This is a genomic window from Zeaxanthinibacter sp. PT1, assembly GCF_028464225.1.
Lineage (GTDB): Bacteria > Bacteroidota > Bacteroidia > Flavobacteriales > Flavobacteriaceae > Zeaxanthinibacter.
The window spans coordinates 1,217,245-1,236,538 of record NZ_JAQPCN010000001.1; the positions used below are offsets into that span (position 1 = coordinate 1,217,245).

Consider the following 19,294-nt stretch of genomic DNA (forward strand, 5'->3'; position numbering starts at 1 on the left):
AGGCTAGTCTTCCAAAATAATGGCCGGTAATCCTAGTGAGTTGTAAAGTGCATTATAGGCTGCCATTTCGGTATTGACAATAACTTCTTTTTCCTTGTAAAATACCTTCCATTGAGCCAGCAGATCCTGCATCCTCTCTTTGGCTCCTGCGGTGACCTTCGGCTCGGCGGAATCCACGTATTCCCTTAAATTCATGAATTCAGCATTGAGGCGGTTATTAAAGTTAATCACATCCTGGAAGGTTTTCTGCTTGGGCTGTATGAGATTCTCTTCCCAGGTATTGATGCGCTCTACCAGCTCGTTTCCTTTGGCGATCAGGGAATCTGCTCCTTCCTTGTCTTTCAATAACTTCTCGTAGGACTGAAGCTGGGTCTTCACTGAACGCATCTGATTTACAGCCGTGTGCATTTCCTTAATGGTCTCCGCAATCCTGTCCAATAACTCCTGCTGTTCTTTATACTCCTCCGGACTTGCATCTATTTTAGGATTCGGCAACACCTTCACCTGGGTTTCGGCAGTTTCATCCCCCAGGGTCAGTCGTAATTCATAAGTTCCGGGCGCAACCCTGGAGCCGTCGTAATTGCCATAGACAAACACCTTATCCACTGCCGGTAGCGACGCTTTCCTGAAGTCCCAGCTAAAGCGATTGTAACCTTTCTTGACTGGCAGGATTTCCGGTTTAGAAGGTCCTCCCGGCCAGGATCTGAAATCCTCCTGTTTTTGGTTGCTGTAAGTCCTGATCACTTCCCCGTTTTGCAGTACTTCCAGTGTAAGTTCCAAGCTGTCGACCTTTTGATCCAGGTAATAATCTATAGTAACCCCCTGTTTGGGGTTCTGCCCGAGACCCGCTACCGGTTTATCCGTACTACCCCCAAAAAGTAGGTAGGTGTCTTTTGGTTGAATTACCTCAATTGACTTATTGGTAATTGGTGCGTTCTGAATAGCTCCGACATCGTCCAGTATCCAGAACGACCGCCCGGCCGTGGCCACAACCAGGTCGTTATCCTGGAAGGTCATGTCGTTGATAGGGACTACCGGGAGGTTCAGCTGGAAGGGCTGCCAATGGGCTCCGTCGTTAAAGGAGACATATAAACCGGTCTCTGTACCTGCGTAGAGAAGCCCCTGCTTCTTAGGATCTTCACGGACCACCCTGGCAAATCCATGTGGATTGTTTAGACCATTGACGATCTTGGTCCACGTCTGTCCATAGTCCATAGTCTTATAGATATAAGAGCCCAGGTCCATAAACTTGTAGCGCATTACTACTGCGTAAGCCGTGGCCGGATCATGGGGAGAAACTTCAATGCTATTAATAATGCCTTCCTGCAAACCCTGGGGTGTAGCATCCACCCAATTTTCACCTCCATCCCTGGTCAGGTGGATCAGTCCGTCATCTGAACCGGCCCAGAGCACACCTTTTTCATGGGGCGACTCTACCAGGTACATGATGGTGTTATAATTCTCTCCTCCCGCAGCTTCGTTGGTATAAGGTCCGCCACCGGGGCCTTGTTTGCTCTCTTCGTCCCGGGTCAGGTCCGGGCTCACCACGGTCCAGCTCTGCCCTTCGTCTGTGGATTTGAAGACCACGTTCCCGGCATGGTAGATAGTAGACCGATCATGGGGGGAAGTAATAATAGGCGCGTTCCAATTGTAACGGTATTTAAAATCGGCCGGTACATTACCTAAGGCCAATTCCGGGTATTCCTTGATAGATTTTCCTTCCCTCGAAGCTTTGACCCACTTCTCTATGATCCCCTGGTAGCATCCCCCGTAGATCACCTGGGGGTCGTCGGGGTCAAACGCCAGGTAGGCACTTTCACAACCGGCCACGGAATACCAGTCCTTCCAGTCGATCCCACCGTCATTGGTACGGCTTGCAATGGCTATGGCCGAATTATCCTGTTGTCCCCCATATACCATATAAGGCACCTGGTTGTCCGTGATCACCCTGTAGAACTGGGCAGTTGGCTGAATTTCCTGTGAGCTCCAGCTTTCTCCACCATTGTTTGAAACATTGGCTCCCCCGTCATTGGAGTTGATCATCTTTTGATTATTCTCAGGGTGTATCCAAAGGTCGTGGTTATCTCCATGGGGGGTAGATAACCCGGAAAAGGATTTGCCACCGTCTATGGATTTCATCACCGGTGCGTTTAATATATATACCCGGTTTTCGTCCTGTGGATCGGCAAAGATCTCCATGTAATACCAGGAACGGGCCACGTTCACCCGGTCTTTATTTACCTGCATCCATTTTTTACCGGCATCGTCAGAGCGGTAAACGCCGGCAGAATCCCCGGCCGCTTCAAGGACCGCATAAACCCGTTCCGGGTTGGCCCTGGAGACCGAGATCCCGGCTTTACCAAATTCTTTTGGCAACCCCTCCTTCATTTTCTCCCAGCTACTACCACCATCGGTTGATTTAAATAGTGCAGACATGGCTCCACCGGACTCCATGGTCCAGGGATAGCGTCGGTGCTGCCACATGGCAGCATAGAGTATTAGCGGGTTCTTCATATCCATAGACAAGGAGGAAGCCCCCGTGGTCTCGTCGATATACAATACCTTTTCCCAGCTTTTTCCCCCATCGGTAGAGCGGTAGATACCCCGATCCTTAGAAGGGCCGTACTGTGCTCCCTGCGCGGCGACAAATATAATGTCAGGGTTGTTCGGGTGGATGATCACATCCGAGATATGCCTGGTGTTATCCAAGCCCATATGTTTCCAGGTTTTACCTGCGTCGGTCGACTTATAGACCCCGTCGCCCATGGACGTCATTACTCCCCGGGCGGCGTGTTCCCCCATCCCGGCAATGACGATATTGGGATTGCTTTCAGATACGGCAATGTCTCCGACGGTTCCGGTTTTAAAGTATCCATCCGAAATATTTTTCCAGCTGATACCATCATCGGTCGTTTTCCAGATCCCACCGCCGGTTGTGCCCATATAATAGGTCATCGGCTGGCCGATCACCCCGCTACTGGCCACACTACGGCCGCCTCGGAAGGGTCCGATATTACGCCATTGCAAACCATGGAAGAGGCTGTCATGGACTATAGGTGGGGGTGGGGTATTGCGCGACTTTCGTCTTTGGGCCTGCAGAGAGCAGGGAATTATCATTAAAGCGATCAGCAGGAATTGGATGGTTCTCATAACAATAGTTCAGTGATAGGATGCCGTGAAGAGCAATTGGTCAGTTAATGAATAGGATCAGAAATATAGAAATTATTTACAGAATAATAGTACGAACCACGAGATCAGGCAGCAGGTATTATTTAAAGATCAGCGATGCAAGGAAATGCAGGAAGGAAACTTACCTTAAAACCGGGGAGGGGAGGGACTTGTCCCCAAACTTTCTCTGAATGCAAATATGCCCTGGTAACATTGAAATTTTATTGAGTGTGATTGTGCTTTTTCATTCATATTTGATAGCTGTATATGCGACCCAATGTCTGTTATTGGCTATGGCAGTAGTTTCCATTCCCAGGTCCTCAACTTCGATGAGCTCATGGTCAATACTGCTCTGGTATCCCAGGAAGTCGCCCTGAAGGCTTTCTCCGTACTGTAGCTCGTTAAGGCGATTGGCGAAAGCCAGCCCAAAAGGCACAGAATAGCGACCGCACCAAACCCACTTGTATTCCTTGTAATTCTCCGGCTGTACGGTGTATTCTGTAAATGTTTTAATTTTTTTATTACTCAGTTCTCCTGTCAGACATTTATCGATAATCTCCATATCTCTTTCCCTGGCTGAAGCCGTACCCAAAGAATCTGTTCCAAAAGGGGCCATGTTTTTGGAGTCTCCCCATTCCAGGTCTCCGTAATGCACAGCATCATTAGAAATCACGATAGCGACATCCTTCCCGAACTCCCATTGCTTATTTTCCATAACCTGGTTTACTGCTTCGGCCAGTTTACCGCTTATGCTGTCTATTCCCTCGTAATTGATATAGGGAACGAGGATAGGTATAATGTTAGCCCCAGGGTTTTTCCTGTGGATCCAAGGAACAATGGCCTCCAGGGAATGTTCTATCAGCTGCATACTATCGTGCACTATAAAATTGTCCTCGGACAGTTTTTTCATGATTTCCCGATTAGCCGGGGAGACCTGGATCTGCCCGTATGGAGTTTCCCAGTGCGTGTAGTTACCAAACACGATTTTATCCTGTAACCCAAAATTACGTGCCCTGTGTGCTACCCCGATCAGGATGATATTCGGGGCATTGATCCCGCGAAGCGCCTCGTAATAAAGCGGGCCTGCATAGCTGTAGTCGTCATGTGGGCTGATGGCTGCTTTCCATCGCAAATCATTTTCCAATTGGTTTACACCTATCCTTGTAAAGAGAGAATCCATCTGCCAGCTATGCCTGGCAAAGCCGTGGGCATTCTGACCCCTAACCAGGGCTGGGGTATCCTCGCTTGTGCTTTCTTGTTTACAACTAGTTCCGATAAGTAGAAAAAGTAATAGCAGCAGGGATATCCTCATGATCAAAAGGTTGTTGGTTATGAATCAAATGTACGAATCGGGGAGTTAACTATTTAAAATTTATGGAGAGGTCAGGTTCACGTCTTGTGCCTTATAATCTCTATCTTGCGTCGAATAAATTCGAAGAAGCCTTATATGAAGAAAAATATCTTTACGAGTCTCTACCTGTTTTTTTCTACTGTCTTATGCCTTTTTTCCCAAGAGAAGAATGTGTACTTAAAAGCAGGCTCTTTCTATGATAGTGAACAGAATAGTATTCTAAAGAATAAGGTAATACAGGTAAAAGGCAACAAGATTATCGGGATCGGGGGAGCAGGCCTTATCCCGGCAAATGCCGAAGTAATTGATCTTACTGAATACACCGTACTACCGGGCCTGATCGATGGGCACACCCATGTTCTTTTTGATCAAAGCCCCCAGGACGACTGGGCCAAGCATAGTATTGCAACTCTTACCCTTGAGAGTGAAGCTCTGAGAACATTGCGTGGGGCAAAGAGAGCAAGATCTTACCTGGATGTTGGTATTACCAGCATTAAGGATCTAGGGAATTCCGGGCTATTCCTGGATGTTGCTTTGCGGAATGCTATTAATGAGGGAACAGCCATAGGCCCAAGAGTATTTGCTGCCGGCCCCATTATGGCTGCCCAGGGCGGCCAGATTTATGGGGTTACCCACGGTCACCAGGATCTTGTAGATATTGAATACCGGGTCGTTAAAAGTCCTGGAGACGCTATAAATGCCGTACGGGAACATGTAAACCAAGGCACCGATCTGGTGAAGATCTGTGCGGACAACCTTCCTAATAGAACCAGAATGACACCCGAGGAGATAAAGGCTATCGTAAAAACAGCACATTCTTATGGACTGACAGTAACTGCACATTCTATCGGGAATGAATCTGCCTGGAATGCCGTACAGGCTGGCGTAGACGGGATAGAACATGGATTTAACCTGGCCGATTCTACACTTTCATTAATGGCAGAGAAAGAGGTTTTCCTGGTCCCGACAGAGAATAGCCGGCAGTATATGGATACATACTATGCATTGGAGGGAAGTAGTAAAGAAGAACTCAAGTGGCTGGATGGTTATATGGATAATATGAAAAACAGGTTAATGCGGGCCAGGAAGAAAGGGGTCATCATCGTAGCCGGTTCTGACAATTATACAGACATAGGCGTAACGCGCGGAACTTCTTCTAAAGACATGTTGCGCACTTACTTTGAAGCCGGGATGGAGCCCTTGGAGATATTACAAGCTGCTACTTATCACGCAGCTGCCAGTCTTGGTAAAGAAAAGATGATTGGTGTGCTTAAACCCGGAGCTATGGCCGATATCATTGCCGTAAAAGGAGATGTAAAACAGGATTTCGTCAATACTTTGAACAAGATTGTATTTGTAATGAAAGACGGGGAGGTATACCTAAGGACTACGGATTAATCGACATCTTTAGTGCCATTTATTGGTAGTAGGAAGAAGGTAGTTTTTCGGAGGTTCTGAAGATGAACAACATAGGAATTTGTGAATATCTCTTGCCCGGTTTAACAGTGCTCCTCTTTGCAAAAATCTATATTTGGCACCCCAAAAATAATATAGAGATATGAGCGTAACTTGGTATGAATGCAAGGTGAAATACAGGAAAACCCACGACACCGGAGAACAGAAAATGACAACAGAGACTTACCTGTTGGACGCTATCTCCTATACAGAGGCTGAGGCAAGGATCAACGAGGAAATGGCAGCCTATACCAGTGAGGAATTTTTAATAACGAATATTAAGGTGGCTAACTTCTCCGAAGTCCATCCCTACGAGAACTCGGATCGTTGGTTTAAGTCAAAGGTTTCACTGATCGCATACGACGAAGAAAGTGGAAAGGAGAAAAAATCAAATATCTACCTGCTGGTTCAGGCAAATGATGTAAAAGAAGCTTATGACAACACAATCACCGCGATGAAAGGCACCATGGGGGAATACAATGTTCCTTCTATTACGGAGTCGCCCATCATGGATGTGTTCCCTTATTTTACGGGTGAGGAAGAGCAGCTTGAGCGTTATAAGGTGATCGAGAAAACTGAATCTTCTGAGGAGGAAATCCCGGAAGAGAGTGAGGTCGCATAATATTTAAATGAAGAAAAAGCGATCCGGGATTGTTAACGGATCGCTTTTTTTATTCCCCGGCAATCGGGGTTAAGATTTTTGCCATTATTCCTGTTCCAGCAATTCGGTCAGAACTTGCTTGTAAACTTCTACAGGCTGTGCCCCGGTTAGAGCACTCTTGCGGTCAAACACCATAGTGGGTACCGAAGAAACCCCCAGGCTCTGCCAGTAGTTCTCCTGGGACGCAACCTTGTAACGCGCGTCATCATCATCTAGGCGTTTCATGGCCTCGTCTGCATTTAATCCTACTTCCTTTAAAGCCTTTTCAAGGACCTCCCGGTCAGAAACATCCTTTCGTTCGCTGAAATAGGATTCGATCAGACGCATGTTCAGTTCGGTCTGCTTACCTTGTTCGTTGGCATAATCCAGGAGCACATGCGCATCCCTGGTGTTCACAATTTTCATGTCCTCGAAATAATAAAAGTTGAATCCCAGTTCTTCCCCGAATTGCGAAAGGCGTTCCTGTGACTGTTTTTGATCTTCCGGGCTGGCGCCGTATTTTTTGGCGATATGCTCCCGGACATTTTCCCCTTCTTCCGGCATTAAAGGATTGAGCTCAAAAGGTTGCCATTCTAACTCGATTTTATCCTCTATGCCCAGTTCGGAGATGGCCTTTTCCAATCGTTTGTACCCGATGATACACCAGGGACATACAACGTCTGAAACCACATCTATTTTTATTTTATCTACCATTATGCTTATAGTTTAATTCCCATTAAGTTGCAGAGCAATTAAAGTATATTCAGCAGCTATCCTTGCCTAAAAGGAATATATTTCTGCCGCATTTAGCATTGACTTATGGAATTATTCTTGTTGTAACGAAGGAATTTCCAGCCCGGCTCCACGTGGCTTCATACCTAATTCCCTGTATATGTCATCGGGATTGTAGATAAGGCCATTTTTAATTACCATACTCACCTTCCTTATATCATCAAAGTTCTTTGTCGGGTCACCGTCTACCAGGAAGAGATCAGCTAGCTTTCCCTCTTCAATTGAACCTAATATTTGATCCATACCCATTGTACGGGCCGCATCTATAGTAGCAATTTTCAGTACATCATCAGGAGAAATTCCGGCCTCAACGTACAAAGATAGCTCCCCTATAAGGGCATCACCACCCCAGGCATCGCTTCCTGCCACCAACTGAACTCCTTGCCGGTGCAGGTGCTTAATGAGTACTAGTAGATTTTGTATGGCTTTATCTTTGGATAAGCGGGACAGGGGGTTCTGGGCCTCGTAAAAAAACAGCAGATCTGGCGGCAGACTATGGTGTAAATTTCTTGCGATGTTCGGCGGGTAATTGTCAATGACATCGGAGAGAAAAAAGGGCAGACCAGTTTCCATAATGAAGTAGGTGATAGAAGGATCTACAGCTATATCTTTTTCTTTTAAAATTGAGACCAGTTGATCTAATTTTTCTCTATCCTCAAAAATTTCAGAGAATACCTGGAACCAGACCTCATCTGTTTCGTAGTCTGGAATTTTATCCGATGTTGGATAAGCTAAAGACCAGGCCAGCCACCAGATATGCTGAATTTCTTTATACCCGGAATTAATAACTCCCGTAACTGTCATTTCATAGGGTAAATGGCCATTTATAAACATGTTGTTTTTCCTGGCCTCTTTCGTTACGGCCTCCACCAATTGCGGGGTCATATTATTATAGATTTTCACATGATGAATTCCTTTTCGTGCATACTCCCGGATGATCTCGGAGGCTTCTGACGGAGTGCTGACACGTACTCCTATTGTCCCAATACCCGTGCGATTAAAATTATCAATGTACAGGGAAGGAAGTATCCTGGGTCCTATAAATGTATTATTGTCAAAGTATCCCTTATTAAAGAACATTTCGTTCATATTACTGCCCATATCTCGTACCGTGGTAATCCCGCCGGCCAAATACAGTGGTGCGGAATTTCCATTACGGAACATTATCTGGGGGTCAAAAGGGTAGAACATATGCCCGTGCATCTCCCATAAGCCTGGAATAGCCATCTTCCCCCTGGCATCAATTTTCTGAACATTCTTTAATTCCGAAAAATCTGTATCAGGACCTACCTGGGTAATGGTATTACCCTGGATCACTATAGTTGACGATGGTAAAATCTCGCCGGATTTCGGATTAAATACCCGGGCGTTGGTAATAAGTATAGGCTGCTCGGGTACACGGGTTATTTTTTGAGACATCGTAGTTTTATACGATGCTTCTGCTTGTCGTAGTTTTTGCTTTAACTCTGGGAAAACTGTTTCCCAGCCCTTAAGGATGCTCCATTGGTCAGCAAATGTTTTGAGATCATTATCTAACCAAACGTATCCCGGCACTAGTTCATGCCCACAGATTCGAGATAGGGAAACGGTATTTTTTTGGTTTGATTTGGTAAGCTGGTGTTGCGATATCTTCTCAATTCTGGCTTTCCCCCTTGGAAGGAGAGGGATCACTGAATCGGGTTGTTTCAAAAGAGCCCGGGCCAATACACCGAGGTCATGAGCGGGGTAAATTGCAGAATAAAATGAAGGAGTATCTACGGAGAGATGATTTCGCTCCAGCAAAGTGATTACGAAAGCTGAATTATCTCCCTTCATTTCGAAACGTTCCAAATACTTAAAGTTATCCCGGATTTTGCCACGGATATCTAGAAAGATAGGAAGCTCATTCTCATTCAGTACAAGTTTCTCCGAACGTACAAAGGATCCTTTAAAATCTGCCTGGTAACCAATTGTATCTCCAGCTATATTCCAGGTTTTCCAAGTTCCCCACGGTACTTCGTCAAAGATCTGTGTATAATAAGTGGTGTCCGCCACAGATTGGGATGTAACGATGGCCGGGAATAAGAAAGAGACTAGGAGAGGGTATAGGGTAAAGGCTTTGGTTATTTTTTTCTGAGAAAAAAGATTACAACCAGAAACTAATTTAATAAGGGTTGATGAAAATATGTAGTCAGTAATCCGAATTTTGTCTAAAATGCAAGCCCCCATAGCAGTTTGATTATCAGGTTTGTACTTAGAGGGAGCTATGTCTAAAATAGAAAATATTTTTGATAAGGAGAATTAAATCCTAGGCGCAACCAGAATAGCAGTCCGGTGAAATAATAGGGTGATTATTCTAAAGATTCCGCTACGTCAACATATTTCTGCATGCTTTATGCAGTGTAAAGATTTATCTTGAACCTGGGGCGGGGTTTAGAGCCCCTGTGGTGAAAACCTATTTTATAACGAGACAGGTCTAATCATTCCTGGTACCCAAATGTCCCTTTGTAACTATGTACCTGTGTCCCTTTCTTCATGACACATTCAGTAACTTAGTAACACCATGCAGTACTTTGTCGAAAAAGATAGCATTGTCCGTGAGATCTGGGGCAAAAGCGACACCATCCTCTTCATTTTTGCCGGGGGTGCGGCCGAATTCGCCCTGAACAAGGCGGTGGACTGGCTCTACTATACCGGTAAACTACCTTCGGATCCCATTGGCAGGTTATTCTCTACCGTCAATTACGCGAAGCGCATCGTCTTTGCGCCTAGACAAGAGGCGGAAAAAGCCATTGCCACTATGGCCAAGATTCACGAGAACCTGGAATCCTCGCGAGGTTATAAAATTCCTTCCTGGGCATACCGGGATGTCTTATATATGCTGATCCATTACTCTATAGCATCCTACGAATTGCTGGAAAGGAAATTAAGTCTGGCGGAAAAGGAAGAAGTGTTCAACGTCTTTTACCGGGTGGGCAAAGGAATGGACCTTCAAGATCTTCCGGGTGGATACAGACAATGGCAGCCCGATCGTCAAACTCATCTACAGAATAACCTGGAAAGATCAGCTTTTACAAAGGATCTTTACCGGCAATATAAAAGGCAACTGGGACCATTCCGATATCGCTTGCTAATCGAAGCCCAGCTGTTGGTGGCTCCCGCGGAAGTAATAAAACTTTTGAAATTCAGGAAAACCTCCTTCCTCCTTCCGGCAGTACCACTGTATAAGTTATGCAGGAAATGTAAGTTAGACGGGCTGGTAAAAACGCTTCTCCTGCCGTCAGAATACAAAAAGCAGATAGCCGGGCTGGATATACAATAACACAGGGTTTATGCCATGCTTGTAAAACTTGGTCCGTTCGCACACCTTGTTTTTCTTAATGAAATGTTAAATACAATGAAAAAAATCCTATCTTGAGAAGTGAACACCTGTTCCTGTAAATTTATTGATAATGAAAAATTTATTTCTCTGTATTGTAATGTTATTCGGGCTGATCAGTATAAGTCAAAAAGCCCATGCACAAGTCACCTCTGTACAGGTGGTTGATAGCACCCAGGTAGAACCAAAATTGAAATTCGGATGTGGGTTTGGATTGAGTTTCATAGGAGGGACCAATATCAGCCTTTCTCCCAACCTCATCTACCTGCTGAGTGATAAAGTCAGTTTAGGAGCGGGTATACAAGGGAGTTACACCTCCATTAAAGATTTGCAGAAGACTACCACCATAGGGGGTAATGCGATTTTTCAGTACAATCCCGCTAAACGGTTTATGACATTATTAGAGTTGACACAACTGAATGTCTCCACTACAACCGAAGAGATCACCGGGGATATTAAGGACAGTTATTGGGATACAGCACTTTTCGTGGGAGCAGGACTGAATATCACACCTAAAATCTCCCTTGGTGCCAAGTATAACCTATTGTACAAAGAGGACGAAAGTGTTTATACGAGTCCGATAATTCCTTTTGTCAATATTACTTTTTAAAGACTGTTCTAAGTCTGAATGTGCTGATTCCCGTCGCTAAGTAAAACGGGCAGGATGCTGTCAGGCTGGTCCATGCGCATACCACTGCCAACGCCATGATCCAGATTCCTGTTAACCCGGAGATGACCTCTGTAAAGTAGAGGGAAGCTAAAATTCCCGTGATGATCATCCTGATGACCCGGTCTGTAGACGACATGTTTCTTCTCATTATTCCCATTTTTTCAAGACATATGTGATAAGGATAAATGTATGTTGACCCGAAGTGATATACAGTGACTTCAGTCATATTACATTCGAATTCTTCCACTGTAGAAGTCTTATCTTTGCAGGCGATGATCAGAATTTCCCACCACCCAATTTACGCACACCCACTTCCTGAAGGTCACCGCTTCCCTATGCTTAAATACGAGCTTTTACCGGAGCAGTTGTTGAGACAGGGAACCTGCAGCAAGGACCAGTTCTTTTCTCCGGAAATTATCGAGGAGGAACATGTGTTAAGGGCACATAAACCGGAGTACTACCGGGATCTCGCTACTCTGCAGCTAGACCCTAGGGCTGCGCGTAGGATAGGCTTTCCGTTGTCGGAAGCTCTGGTGAAACGGGAGCTGATGATTGCCCAGGGCACCTTACAGGGATGTCGCTATGCCATGGAATACGGTATCGCATTCAATATAGCAGGGGGTACGCACCATGCATTTTCTGACCGGGGCGAGGCATTCTGCCTGTTGAACGACCAGGCCATTGCAGCCCAATATCTTTTGCATTCAGGAAAAGCCAGCCAGATACTTATCGTAGATCTCGACGTGCACCAGGGAAACGGTACAGCTGAAATTTTCCGGGATAATCCTGCTGTATTTACCTTCTCTGTCCACGGCAAGTCTAACTACCCTTTTAAAAAAGAGGAGAGCGACCTTGATATTGCGTTACCAGATAATACCGATGATCGCACCTATCTTCAAATACTCAGAGAACACCTACCGCAATTATTTGACCGGATTAAGCCCGATTTTATATTCTATCTCTGCGGGGTAGATGTTCTGGCCGAAGATAAGTTGGGTAAGCTGGGACTGAGTTTAAAAGGAGCCCGGAAGCGCGATGAAATGGTTTTATCCCTTTGCCATTCGATGAAAGTCCCTGTACAATGCAGTATGGGAGGTGGTTACGCCCCGGATATCCGCACCATTGTTGATGCCCATGCGAATACATACCGGGTAGCAAGGGATATCTATGAATAGTACTCTGGCCACGATGGTATTGTTCAGAATTTAGGAGAATAGTGATCAGTCCTCCCCGGTCCCTGTCATAATCCAGGTTTCATAACCCATACCTTTGAAAAGACACCAATATTTTTTTGAGTTAAAAGTAATATTGATGCATTCGCTTTCTTTCGTACCTTTAGGTATCAACCTGTATATGAAACAATTATGAGAAACATTCTTTGGTTAGTCGCGGTGATCGCTATTGTAATTTGGCTTTTAGGATTTTTAGGGATAGTTCCGGGACTCGGGACAAGCAGCCTGATCCATATCCTGCTGGTCATTGCAGTGATCGCAATTTTGTATAATGTTATAAGTGGAAGAAAACCCTTATAGTGATTTTGTGGGTATCCAAGGTATTCACAGGAAACTCAAGTTGTACGCAACAATATAGAACTGGCCCCAGTTTTTTTGTTCCACATAATGCTGCTTAAAACCTTCTTACAAACCAGGTCTGTAATTCCTGTCTCCGCAATTCATTTACCATATAGTTCCGGTTAATGAAGCCATTAATACTACAAACCCAATATATAGTTACCCCACTTTTCCTTGTCTTCATTTCCAAACAGGACCGACATTCCTGCCCTGGGTATTCGTCAGTTGAATTCTTTCCCCATTTCCTGTATCAATCTTCCAGATATTATATATTCCATCTGCACCGGCCGTATACACGAGCCATTTGCCATCGGGGGACCAGTCTGGGGAATAACATTCAATGGTGTCATCCGTCAGGTTTTGAAGGTTACCGCCCTCTACATCCATGATATAAATATCCCACTGGTTGCCATTACTGCCGTAAAAGGCAATTTTTTTGCCATCCGGCGAGAATTTTGCACCGGAATCATACCCCTCTTTATGGGTCAGTCTTCGGGTGCTGCTACCATCCGCATTCATAATATGAATCTCCCCATTGCCTGCATGAGAAGTATCCGAACTGTCGCGAAGCTGCCGTGTAAAAAGGATATACTTACCGTCGGGGGACCAGGACGGACTTTCCTCGTAATACTCGTTTTTGGTCAGGGCTTTTACATTGGCGCCATCAGCATCCATAAGGTGTACATTCCTGCTGCCGGTTCCGCGGTCACTCATGAATACAATAGAGTTGCCATCCGGAGAAACAGCGGGGAGTACATCAGCTGCCGGGTGCTCCGTTAGCCGCTTTGGCGAGCTCCCATTTACAGGAACACTAAATATTTCAGGATTGCCTTCTCTTTTTGAATAGAAGTAGAGTGTTTTGCCATCCGCAGACCAGGAGGGACTGAAGTCGAGCGAATCATGCGGGGTCAGGTTAACTACGTTATTGCCATCGGCATCTATGAGGAAAATATCCGGGTTACCGTCCCTGTCCGATACAAAAGCGATTTCATGTTCTGACAGCTGGTTTTGTATGGTTTTCTTCTCTTGATCTTCTTTACAGGAAAGTAAGAGTAGAAATACAAGTGTGATCTTCAGTAACTCCATGCTTCTATTTCAGTTTGTCTTTTCGGAAGCAGATTCCGCATATTTCTTAAAATTATCAAGGATGGACTGCCAGCCGTTTCTTTGTATATCTTCCGGATGGGTGTTATCCATTTCGAAAGTCTCTTTTACCCTGGTCTCAGACCCCACGGACTGAAAATTAATGGTTACTTTGCGTCCGTCAGCAATCTGGTAAGAAATAATCTCCTTTGGTCTGATTTCGTCATAGGTCCCGGTATAATCAAAACCCATACTGCCATCCTTTGCTTCCATTCTCCAGTCCAGGGTCCCCCCGGGTCTTAAATCATTGACCGCGGAAGGACAATGCCACTCATCCGAGGCAAAATTCCAGCGGGTAATATGGTTTGGCTGGGTCCAGAATTGCCAGACCTTTGCAATCGGACACCTAATAGTGGTTGAGATGGTTATTTCTGTTCTGCCGGGAGTTGTATCAGCTTCCATATTTGAAATAGAAATCAATTGTTTACGTTCCTGAATTTAGGTGATTTACCGTTAATTATCAGATGTGTTGGAAAAAAATTGGAAGAGATAATAAGTAAGCAGTAGCGAAAATAGATTTACTTATTTCACTCGGTATACTCGCAGGCCATAGTTCCCGGTTCAGGAAAATTTCATGCTGTTAACTTCCAGCCAGGCCAGTGCGGCAGGACCTAATATGGCATCTGCCCGGGTAGCTTTGGAGAGCAGTATTTTGATCTTTCCCTTATAGGCATTAAACAGATGTCTTTCCATACTTTCAATCAGCGGATCTAACAGGATGTGCCCGGCCTTGCTCAGTCCACCCGAAATAATAAACGCCTCCGGATCCAGAAGGGCAACGGTATCGGCCATTTTACTTCCCAGTATTTCCCCGGTTCTTTTAAAAGCTGTCAGGGCAACCAGGTCTCCATCCAGTGCAGCGTCAGAAATATTTTCGCCGTTTAGTTCATCAAAGCTGAATGAACGCAATTCGGAATCGTAGTTCAATTCGGCCAAAAGTTCAAAAACAGTTCGCCTGATCCCGGTAACAGAGGCATAAGTTTCAAGGCAGCCCCGCAACCCGCAGTTGCACTGCCTGCCCCCGGGTTCAACATTTACATGCCCGATCTCCCCGGCCACACCGTGTTGACCAATGAGTAATTTTCCATCGATGATAATACCACTTCCAAGGCCGGTTCCCAAGGTAAGGGTGACAAAATTCTTCATCCCCACAGCAGATCCGAATAGCATTTCTCCAAGTGCTGCAGCATTGGCATCATTGGCGATAACTACCGGTAGCCGGAATGCCCGCTCAATTTCCGTAGCCAAAGGCGATACCTTTCCCCATCCCAGGTTAGGCGGATTTTCAATGTTCCCAGTCATGGGATTTGCATTTGGTGCTCCCGCCCCTACGAATACCAGTTGTTGTCCGGGGTGAAGTTTGTTCTGGAAGCCATTTACGACCTCTTTAAGACGGTCCATAAAATGGTCAAAAGGGAGTGAAGCCTCGGTAGGGTAGATCGTTCTATGCAGAATTTTACCATCCCGGGATACCACTCCTATTTTGGTCAGCGATCCGCCGATATCGATACCAAGAACAAGTTCTTTTGCCATACTACAAATCACGGGGATTCCCTTCAGAATTTCACTGATTGATGTCATATCATGGGAGCAGTAATGCGCGGCAGTATTTTCCGGGATGTACAGTTCTTAAGACCTGCCAGGTTATAAATTCTACAATAATCCAAGAGCGTATAGATGCGATCTAATCCAGGTATAATTCTTTGAAATACCGGAGATGGTTTCCCGGGATGATCATGATCCAGATCTCATGCCGGGATAGAATATTCTTAGCGACCAACCGTCTCCCGTCCAGGTAACTTTTATATGCGAGCAGATAAATAATGATTATGCCGGCAAGGAGGTCCGTGCTGATCTCGTAATAATTATATAACCAGTAGATCAGGGCCAGGGGCGCCAGTAAACATAAATAATATATAAAAACGTTTTTCATGATCCAGTTTAGCTGGGTTCCAGGTCGAGCTGCGCCAACACACATTCCAGTTCCTCCAGGGAATCTTTGTCTATGATCTGTGTATCTATGGTAAGCTGTGCCTTTTCTGTCATGAGGATATAGTCACCCGCAAATTTGCGGATACATTTAATATCAGATAGGAGGAGTTTCCGGGAGAAGAGCAGGTTCTTGTATAAATAGCCCTGCTTAATTGTGAGGTAGGCTTTTTTGCGGGAGTAATAATACTGTGAAAGCGAAATCAGGGCCAGCGATAGCCACAAATAGCCCAACAGCTGATCAAAACCATGCAGCATACGCCAACTGCCCAATAAAAGGAATAGAATCCCTAATAACAGGTAATTACGTAAATGCTTTTGTTTGTAACTGACTTTCATCACCAATAGATGCTTTTTCACAAAAAAATTGGTGGTAAGTTCTGGCCTGGAGAGAGGGGAGTGCTGTTAATATATAGATTATTTACGAAAAAATTATGCATTAAGACGATTTTTTTTCAACAACATCTTAACAGCACTGCTTTTGCCCTTGTTTAAACCTATTATGGGTATATACTTTTACCCTATCTCTAATGGAGGACCTACAACTTCCATTTCGTGATCCAGGAAAATCTTTGCGATCTCCTCTTTTCCTGGTTCGTGATCCAATCCAGAAAGGGTCAGAAAAAACTGTTCCATTTTTCCGGCCGGTTGAAAGATCACCGTCATCCTGCCTTTCCTGGATACCTGGGTCCAGGCGTGAGGAACATTCATCGGCAGAAAAATACTGTCTCCTTTCCCTAGGCGGAATTGCTTATCTCCGACACGAAAGGCGTAGTTTCCCTCCAGTATATAGAATACTTCATCCTGTTTATAATGCACATGCAAAGGGGTACCGAAACCGGGAGTGCGTGAGATCTGCTCAAAAATGCACATTCCTCCCAGGCTATCGCTGCCGGAGACTTTCATATCCATCAGGTTACGGTTGACTCCTTTTAAAGGGATGTGGCCATGACGACGTCCTTCCCCTGCTGCAACCGTAAATCCTTCACGGTCCTGTATAGAAGAACTGGAACTTGTAGTAAACAAGTAGGGTAAAAGCGGGATTGCCGCGCAGGATGCCAGGAATTGATCTCTAGTCATAGTTATAAGATTAAAGTGTAAATCGTATTTTAAGTGGTCGTATTCCAGGATGCTTACTATGGCAGCTAAACGGGCCTTTTCAGCAACGATTTCACCCGATCTGATAGGCGCAGGCTTAAAGCCGTTAAGGTGAGCGTAGGATTGGGGGCTCCTGAGGTCGGGAAGCATGCTGCTCCGGCAATATGCAGGTTAGGGATGCCGTGAACCTTACAATTTGCATCCACAACTCCTTTTTTAGGGTCGGTACTCATCCTGGTTGTACCCATATGATGCCATCCCCCATTAGTGGTGTCCGGAAAGGTACTGTCATTTTTATCTCTCAGGAATTCGCGTAGTTGAACCCTGCCGATCCCGCTAAGTCCTGCTTGTTGGCCGACCAACTCAGCAATACGTCTTACGCTGCTTTTGTCCAGCCCGGTCAGGGCCCAGTGAAGATTGGTCTTGGGAACCCCGAGAGCATCTTTTTCCCGGATCAGGCTTAACCTTGATACCGGGTTCGGGCTTTGTTCAATCCGGATATTCAGTTCAAACGCCCGTTCTATGGAACCTTTTTCTTTCTTCCCGGCCTGCAGGGCTTCATCCCAACTCCTGAACATATTGTCAATGCTTTTGCGTGGATCTTCATTCTGCCAAGTATCCATTCGTGCCTTGGTGTGTTTGCCAAACACCAATGGACGTAGCGATAAGGTGCCGTTTAGAATTCCTTCTTTTTCCTGTGTGGCTCCCGAAATGGCTAGCTCGGCGGCGGCTTTGGTTTCACCGTATTTCCAGGTATAAAGGTCTGTAGGGAAAGGGGCTGCCATCCAGAGATCGGCCACCGGTACTTCCAGATGCTCCATAAAGTAACGACCCACCATATCATGCTCGTTTCCCAGGCCCTGGGGGCGTTGGGTATCAGAGGCCAGTAAAAGCCTGGTGTTCTGAAGTGTTCCGCAAGCGAGAATATAATGCCTGGCCTTAACACGGTGTGTTTTACCGGCATGATTTTTTACCTGTATATGATCCACTTTGTCAGATCCTTCTCTTAAACGAATTGATGTGGCATTGGCATAAGTGAGCAATTCTATGTTCTTTGCATTTACCAGTTCATCCTTGTACAGCGGTCCGAACCTGGCCGTACTGAATTGCCACATTTTGTTCCAAACCACTTTATGGTCGAAGGGGAGGGGATTCAGGTTGGGTAATTCCTTCTTCCAGAATTCAAAGGCGTAATTATAGGGTCCCAGCTGCAGGGGTAGGTGAGCTTTTTCATAATAGGAGTCCAGGTCCTCCCTGCTGATCGGCCATCCACTGTGGGGAATCCAGCTACGTTCCATAAAATCTATGGGATCAAATGGGGAGCACATACCGGCCCAATGCCCCGTAGCTCCTCCAAAATAATGTAATCGCGTAGATCGCAACGGAAAATAGCGCTGTCCGCTTGTCGTCCCGGACATCAGGTCTTGCACCTGGTCGTCATACTCAAAGCCACCTCCTTCCAGGAGTATTACCTTATATGGACTGTCCTTCCAATCCAAGGCAATACTGATCCCTGCTGCGCCAGCGCCGACGATACAAATGTCACCTTGTACGAGGCTGTTGTTCTCCAGGAACCTGCTGTCGGTGTGCATCGCTATGGTATTGGATTATCTATGGAGAATAACGCACATTGACGTGCTTCGGTCACAGAGAGCATCCAGCCATCGATCAGTACGATCCTGTTCTCCCGGTAATCTTCCTGTACTTGCTGTTCCATGGCAAGAGCCAGTGCTTTCTCATCTTCCGGCTTATCACCGGTCAGTAATTTGAGAAGTTTTCTTTTGCGATCTTCATCCGGGTACAGCTCCCGGTAACACTTACCTATTTGCTGAATTTCCGGGCCATCCTCCCATATCCTGCACAATACAGTTGCCCTACCAAGAGAAGGGTCATAGGATGATCCTTTAAAATAGAACCAAGTTGGGACGGTCAGCGCCGCTACCCCCGCAGCACCTACCAGTAAAGCTTTTCTTCGATCCATAATGATGCTATTGCTGCCTTTCGGAACAAGACTGTTTAAGCTTGGATTACGGGGAGAACTTCTACTTGAGAAAATAAG

19 protein-coding genes are annotated in these 19,294 nt (G+C 45.6%); 6 read left to right on the top strand and 13 right to left on the bottom strand.

From position 1 onward, the window contains the following. Positions 1 to 3: 3 nt before the first annotated feature. Positions 4 to 3,150 (bottom strand): VPS10 domain-containing protein, encoded by a 3,147-nt coding sequence (locus tag PP178_RS05325; RefSeq protein WP_272593270.1) that lies wholly within the window; start codon positions 3,148 to 3,150, stop codon positions 4 to 6. A gap of 262 nt (positions 3,151 to 3,412) precedes the next feature. Beyond that, positions 3,413 to 4,480 carry an AmmeMemoRadiSam system protein B gene (gene amrB / locus PP178_RS05330; protein WP_272593271.1) on the bottom strand — a complete coding sequence of 356 codons (1,068 nt, stop codon included), beginning with the start codon at positions 4,478 to 4,480 and terminating at the stop codon, positions 3,413 to 3,415. Between the two features lie 135 nt (positions 4,481 to 4,615). Here amrB and PP178_RS05335 point away from each other — a divergent pair, with 135 nt between their 5' ends. Together PP178_RS05335 and PP178_RS05340 are read left to right on the top strand one after the other, a co-directional pair. Next, the gene (locus tag PP178_RS05335) at positions 4,616 to 5,917 is read left to right on the top strand and encodes a metal-dependent hydrolase family protein (protein ID WP_272593272.1); all 1,302 of its coding nucleotides are present in this window, start codon (positions 4,616 to 4,618) and stop codon (positions 5,915 to 5,917) included. Positions 5,918 to 6,077: 160 nt separating this feature from the next. Further along, positions 6,078 to 6,596 (top strand): DUF4494 domain-containing protein, encoded by a 519-nt coding sequence (locus PP178_RS05340; RefSeq protein WP_272593273.1) that lies wholly within the window; start codon positions 6,078 to 6,080, stop codon positions 6,594 to 6,596. Positions 6,597 to 6,680: 84 nt separating this feature from the next. Here the strand turns inward: PP178_RS05340 and PP178_RS05345 are convergent, their stop codons facing one another. Both PP178_RS05345 and PP178_RS05350 read right to left on the bottom strand, forming a co-directional pair. Next, positions 6,681 to 7,328: a DsbA family oxidoreductase gene (locus PP178_RS05345; protein ID WP_272593274.1), complete on the bottom strand. Its 648-nt coding sequence runs from the start codon at positions 7,326 to 7,328 to the stop codon at positions 6,681 to 6,683. 111 nt (positions 7,329 to 7,439) lie between these two features. After that, positions 7,440 to 9,440: an amidohydrolase family protein gene (locus tag PP178_RS05350; protein ID WP_272593275.1), complete on the bottom strand. Its 2,001-nt coding sequence runs from the start codon at positions 9,438 to 9,440 to the stop codon at positions 7,440 to 7,442. A 508-nt stretch (positions 9,441 to 9,948) separates the two neighbouring features. Here PP178_RS05350 and PP178_RS05355 point away from each other — a divergent pair. Next, positions 9,949 to 10,707: an oxygenase MpaB family protein gene (locus PP178_RS05355; RefSeq protein WP_272593276.1), complete on the top strand. Its 759-nt coding sequence runs from the start codon at positions 9,949 to 9,951 to the stop codon at positions 10,705 to 10,707. A 130-nt stretch (positions 10,708 to 10,837) separates the two neighbouring features. Continuing rightward, positions 10,838 to 11,374: a hypothetical protein gene (locus PP178_RS05360; RefSeq protein ID WP_272593277.1), complete on the top strand. Its 537-nt coding sequence runs from the start codon at positions 10,838 to 10,840 to the stop codon at positions 11,372 to 11,374. Here PP178_RS05360 and PP178_RS05365 read toward each other — a convergent pair. After that, positions 11,364 to 11,582: a YgaP family membrane protein gene (locus PP178_RS05365; RefSeq protein WP_272593278.1), complete on the bottom strand. Its 219-nt coding sequence runs from the start codon at positions 11,580 to 11,582 to the stop codon at positions 11,364 to 11,366. The genes PP178_RS05360 and PP178_RS05365 overlap by 11 nt on opposite strands. Before the next feature lie 124 nt (positions 11,583 to 11,706). Between PP178_RS05365 and PP178_RS05370 the strand changes: the two genes are divergently transcribed. Both PP178_RS05370 and PP178_RS05375 read left to right on the top strand, forming a co-directional pair. After that, the gene (locus PP178_RS05370; protein WP_272593279.1) at positions 11,707 to 12,609 is read left to right on the top strand and encodes a histone deacetylase family protein; all 903 of its coding nucleotides are present in this window, start codon (positions 11,707 to 11,709) and stop codon (positions 12,607 to 12,609) included. 189 nt (positions 12,610 to 12,798) lie between these two features. Beyond that, positions 12,799 to 12,966: a lmo0937 family membrane protein gene (locus PP178_RS05375; RefSeq protein WP_272593280.1), complete on the top strand. Its 168-nt coding sequence runs from the start codon at positions 12,799 to 12,801 to the stop codon at positions 12,964 to 12,966. A gap of 219 nt (positions 12,967 to 13,185) precedes the next feature. Here the strand turns inward: PP178_RS05375 and PP178_RS05380 are convergent, their stop codons facing one another. The 8 genes from PP178_RS05380 to PP178_RS05415 all read right to left on the bottom strand — a co-directional run bounded on the left by PP178_RS05380 (position 13,186) and on the right by PP178_RS05415 (position 19,216). Beyond that, positions 13,186 to 14,091 (bottom strand): TolB family protein, encoded by a 906-nt coding sequence (locus PP178_RS05380; protein WP_272593281.1) that lies wholly within the window; start codon positions 14,089 to 14,091, stop codon positions 13,186 to 13,188. A gap of 9 nt (positions 14,092 to 14,100) precedes the next feature. Next, complete coding sequence (locus tag PP178_RS05385; protein ID WP_272593282.1) at positions 14,101 to 14,550, bottom strand: SRPBCC family protein; 450 nt, start codon at positions 14,548 to 14,550, stop codon at positions 14,101 to 14,103. 159 nt (positions 14,551 to 14,709) lie between these two features. Next, the gene (locus PP178_RS05390; RefSeq protein ID WP_272593283.1) at positions 14,710 to 15,681 is read right to left on the bottom strand and encodes an ROK family protein; all 972 of its coding nucleotides are present in this window, start codon (positions 15,679 to 15,681) and stop codon (positions 14,710 to 14,712) included. Positions 15,682 to 15,832: 151 nt separating this feature from the next. Then, on the bottom strand, positions 15,833 to 16,081 hold the full coding sequence (locus PP178_RS05395; protein WP_272593284.1) for a hypothetical protein: 249 nt from the start codon (positions 16,079 to 16,081) through the stop codon (positions 15,833 to 15,835). Positions 16,082 to 16,089: 8 nt separating this feature from the next. Beyond that, on the bottom strand, positions 16,090 to 16,476 hold the full coding sequence (locus tag PP178_RS05400) for a hypothetical protein (protein WP_272593285.1): 387 nt from the start codon (positions 16,474 to 16,476) through the stop codon (positions 16,090 to 16,092). Between the two features lie 177 nt (positions 16,477 to 16,653). Then, positions 16,654 to 17,217, bottom strand: coding sequence for a cupin domain-containing protein (locus PP178_RS05405; protein ID WP_272593286.1), 564 nt, complete (start codon positions 17,215 to 17,217; stop codon positions 16,654 to 16,656). 65 nt (positions 17,218 to 17,282) lie between these two features. Further along, a complete protein-coding gene (locus tag PP178_RS05410; protein ID WP_272593287.1) occupies positions 17,283 to 18,827 on the bottom strand; it encodes an FAD-dependent oxidoreductase in 1,545 nt (514 codons plus the stop codon). Positions 18,828 to 18,829: 2 nt separating this feature from the next. Further along, entirely contained in the window at positions 18,830 to 19,216 is a 387-nt protein-coding gene (locus PP178_RS05415) for a hypothetical protein (protein WP_272593288.1), read from the bottom strand. Positions 19,217 to 19,294 lie beyond the last annotated feature (78 nt).

What these genes read in the sequence shown, in the direction of transcription:
- PP178_RS05400 (WP_272593285.1), bottom strand. Translation starts at nt 16,476, where the DNA reads ATGAAAGTCAGTTACAAACAAAAGCATTTACGTAATTACCTGTTATTA.
- PP178_RS05415 (WP_272593288.1), bottom strand. Translation starts at nt 19,216, where the DNA reads ATGGATCGAAGAAAAGCTTTACTGGTAGGTGCTGCGGGGGTAGCGGCG.
- PP178_RS05390 (WP_272593283.1), bottom strand. Translation starts at nt 15,681, where the DNA reads ATGGCAAAAGAACTTGTTCTTGGTATCGATATCGGCGGATCGCTGACC.
- PP178_RS05345 (WP_272593274.1), bottom strand. Translation starts at nt 7,328, where the DNA reads ATGGTAGATAAAATAAAAATAGATGTGGTTTCAGACGTTGTATGTCCC.
- PP178_RS05370 (WP_272593279.1), top strand. Translation starts at nt 11,707, where the DNA reads ATGATCAGAATTTCCCACCACCCAATTTACGCACACCCACTTCCTGAA.
- PP178_RS05395 (WP_272593284.1), bottom strand. Translation starts at nt 16,081, where the DNA reads ATGAAAAACGTTTTTATATATTATTTATGTTTACTGGCGCCCCTGGCC.
- PP178_RS05405 (WP_272593286.1), bottom strand. Translation starts at nt 17,217, where the DNA reads ATGACTAGAGATCAATTCCTGGCATCCTGCGCGGCAATCCCGCTTTTA.
- amrB (WP_272593271.1), bottom strand. Translation starts at nt 4,480, where the DNA reads ATGAGGATATCCCTGCTGCTATTACTTTTTCTACTTATCGGAACTAGT.
- PP178_RS05360 (WP_272593277.1), top strand. Translation starts at nt 10,838, where the DNA reads ATGAAAAATTTATTTCTCTGTATTGTAATGTTATTCGGGCTGATCAGT.
- PP178_RS05325 (WP_272593270.1), bottom strand. Translation starts at nt 3,150, where the DNA reads ATGAGAACCATCCAATTCCTGCTGATCGCTTTAATGATAATTCCCTGC.
- PP178_RS05355 (WP_272593276.1), top strand. Translation starts at nt 9,949, where the DNA reads ATGCAGTACTTTGTCGAAAAAGATAGCATTGTCCGTGAGATCTGGGGC.
- PP178_RS05410 (WP_272593287.1), bottom strand. Translation starts at nt 18,827, where the DNA reads ATGCACACCGACAGCAGGTTCCTGGAGAACAACAGCCTCGTACAAGGT.
- PP178_RS05340 (WP_272593273.1), top strand. Translation starts at nt 6,078, where the DNA reads ATGAGCGTAACTTGGTATGAATGCAAGGTGAAATACAGGAAAACCCAC.
- PP178_RS05375 (WP_272593280.1), top strand. Translation starts at nt 12,799, where the DNA reads ATGAGAAACATTCTTTGGTTAGTCGCGGTGATCGCTATTGTAATTTGG.
- PP178_RS05365 (WP_272593278.1), bottom strand. Translation starts at nt 11,582, where the DNA reads ATGAGAAGAAACATGTCGTCTACAGACCGGGTCATCAGGATGATCATC.
- PP178_RS05335 (WP_272593272.1), top strand. Translation starts at nt 4,616, where the DNA reads ATGAAGAAAAATATCTTTACGAGTCTCTACCTGTTTTTTTCTACTGTC.
- PP178_RS05385 (WP_272593282.1), bottom strand. Translation starts at nt 14,550, where the DNA reads ATGGAAGCTGATACAACTCCCGGCAGAACAGAAATAACCATCTCAACC.
- PP178_RS05380 (WP_272593281.1), bottom strand. Translation starts at nt 14,091, where the DNA reads ATGGAGTTACTGAAGATCACACTTGTATTTCTACTCTTACTTTCCTGT.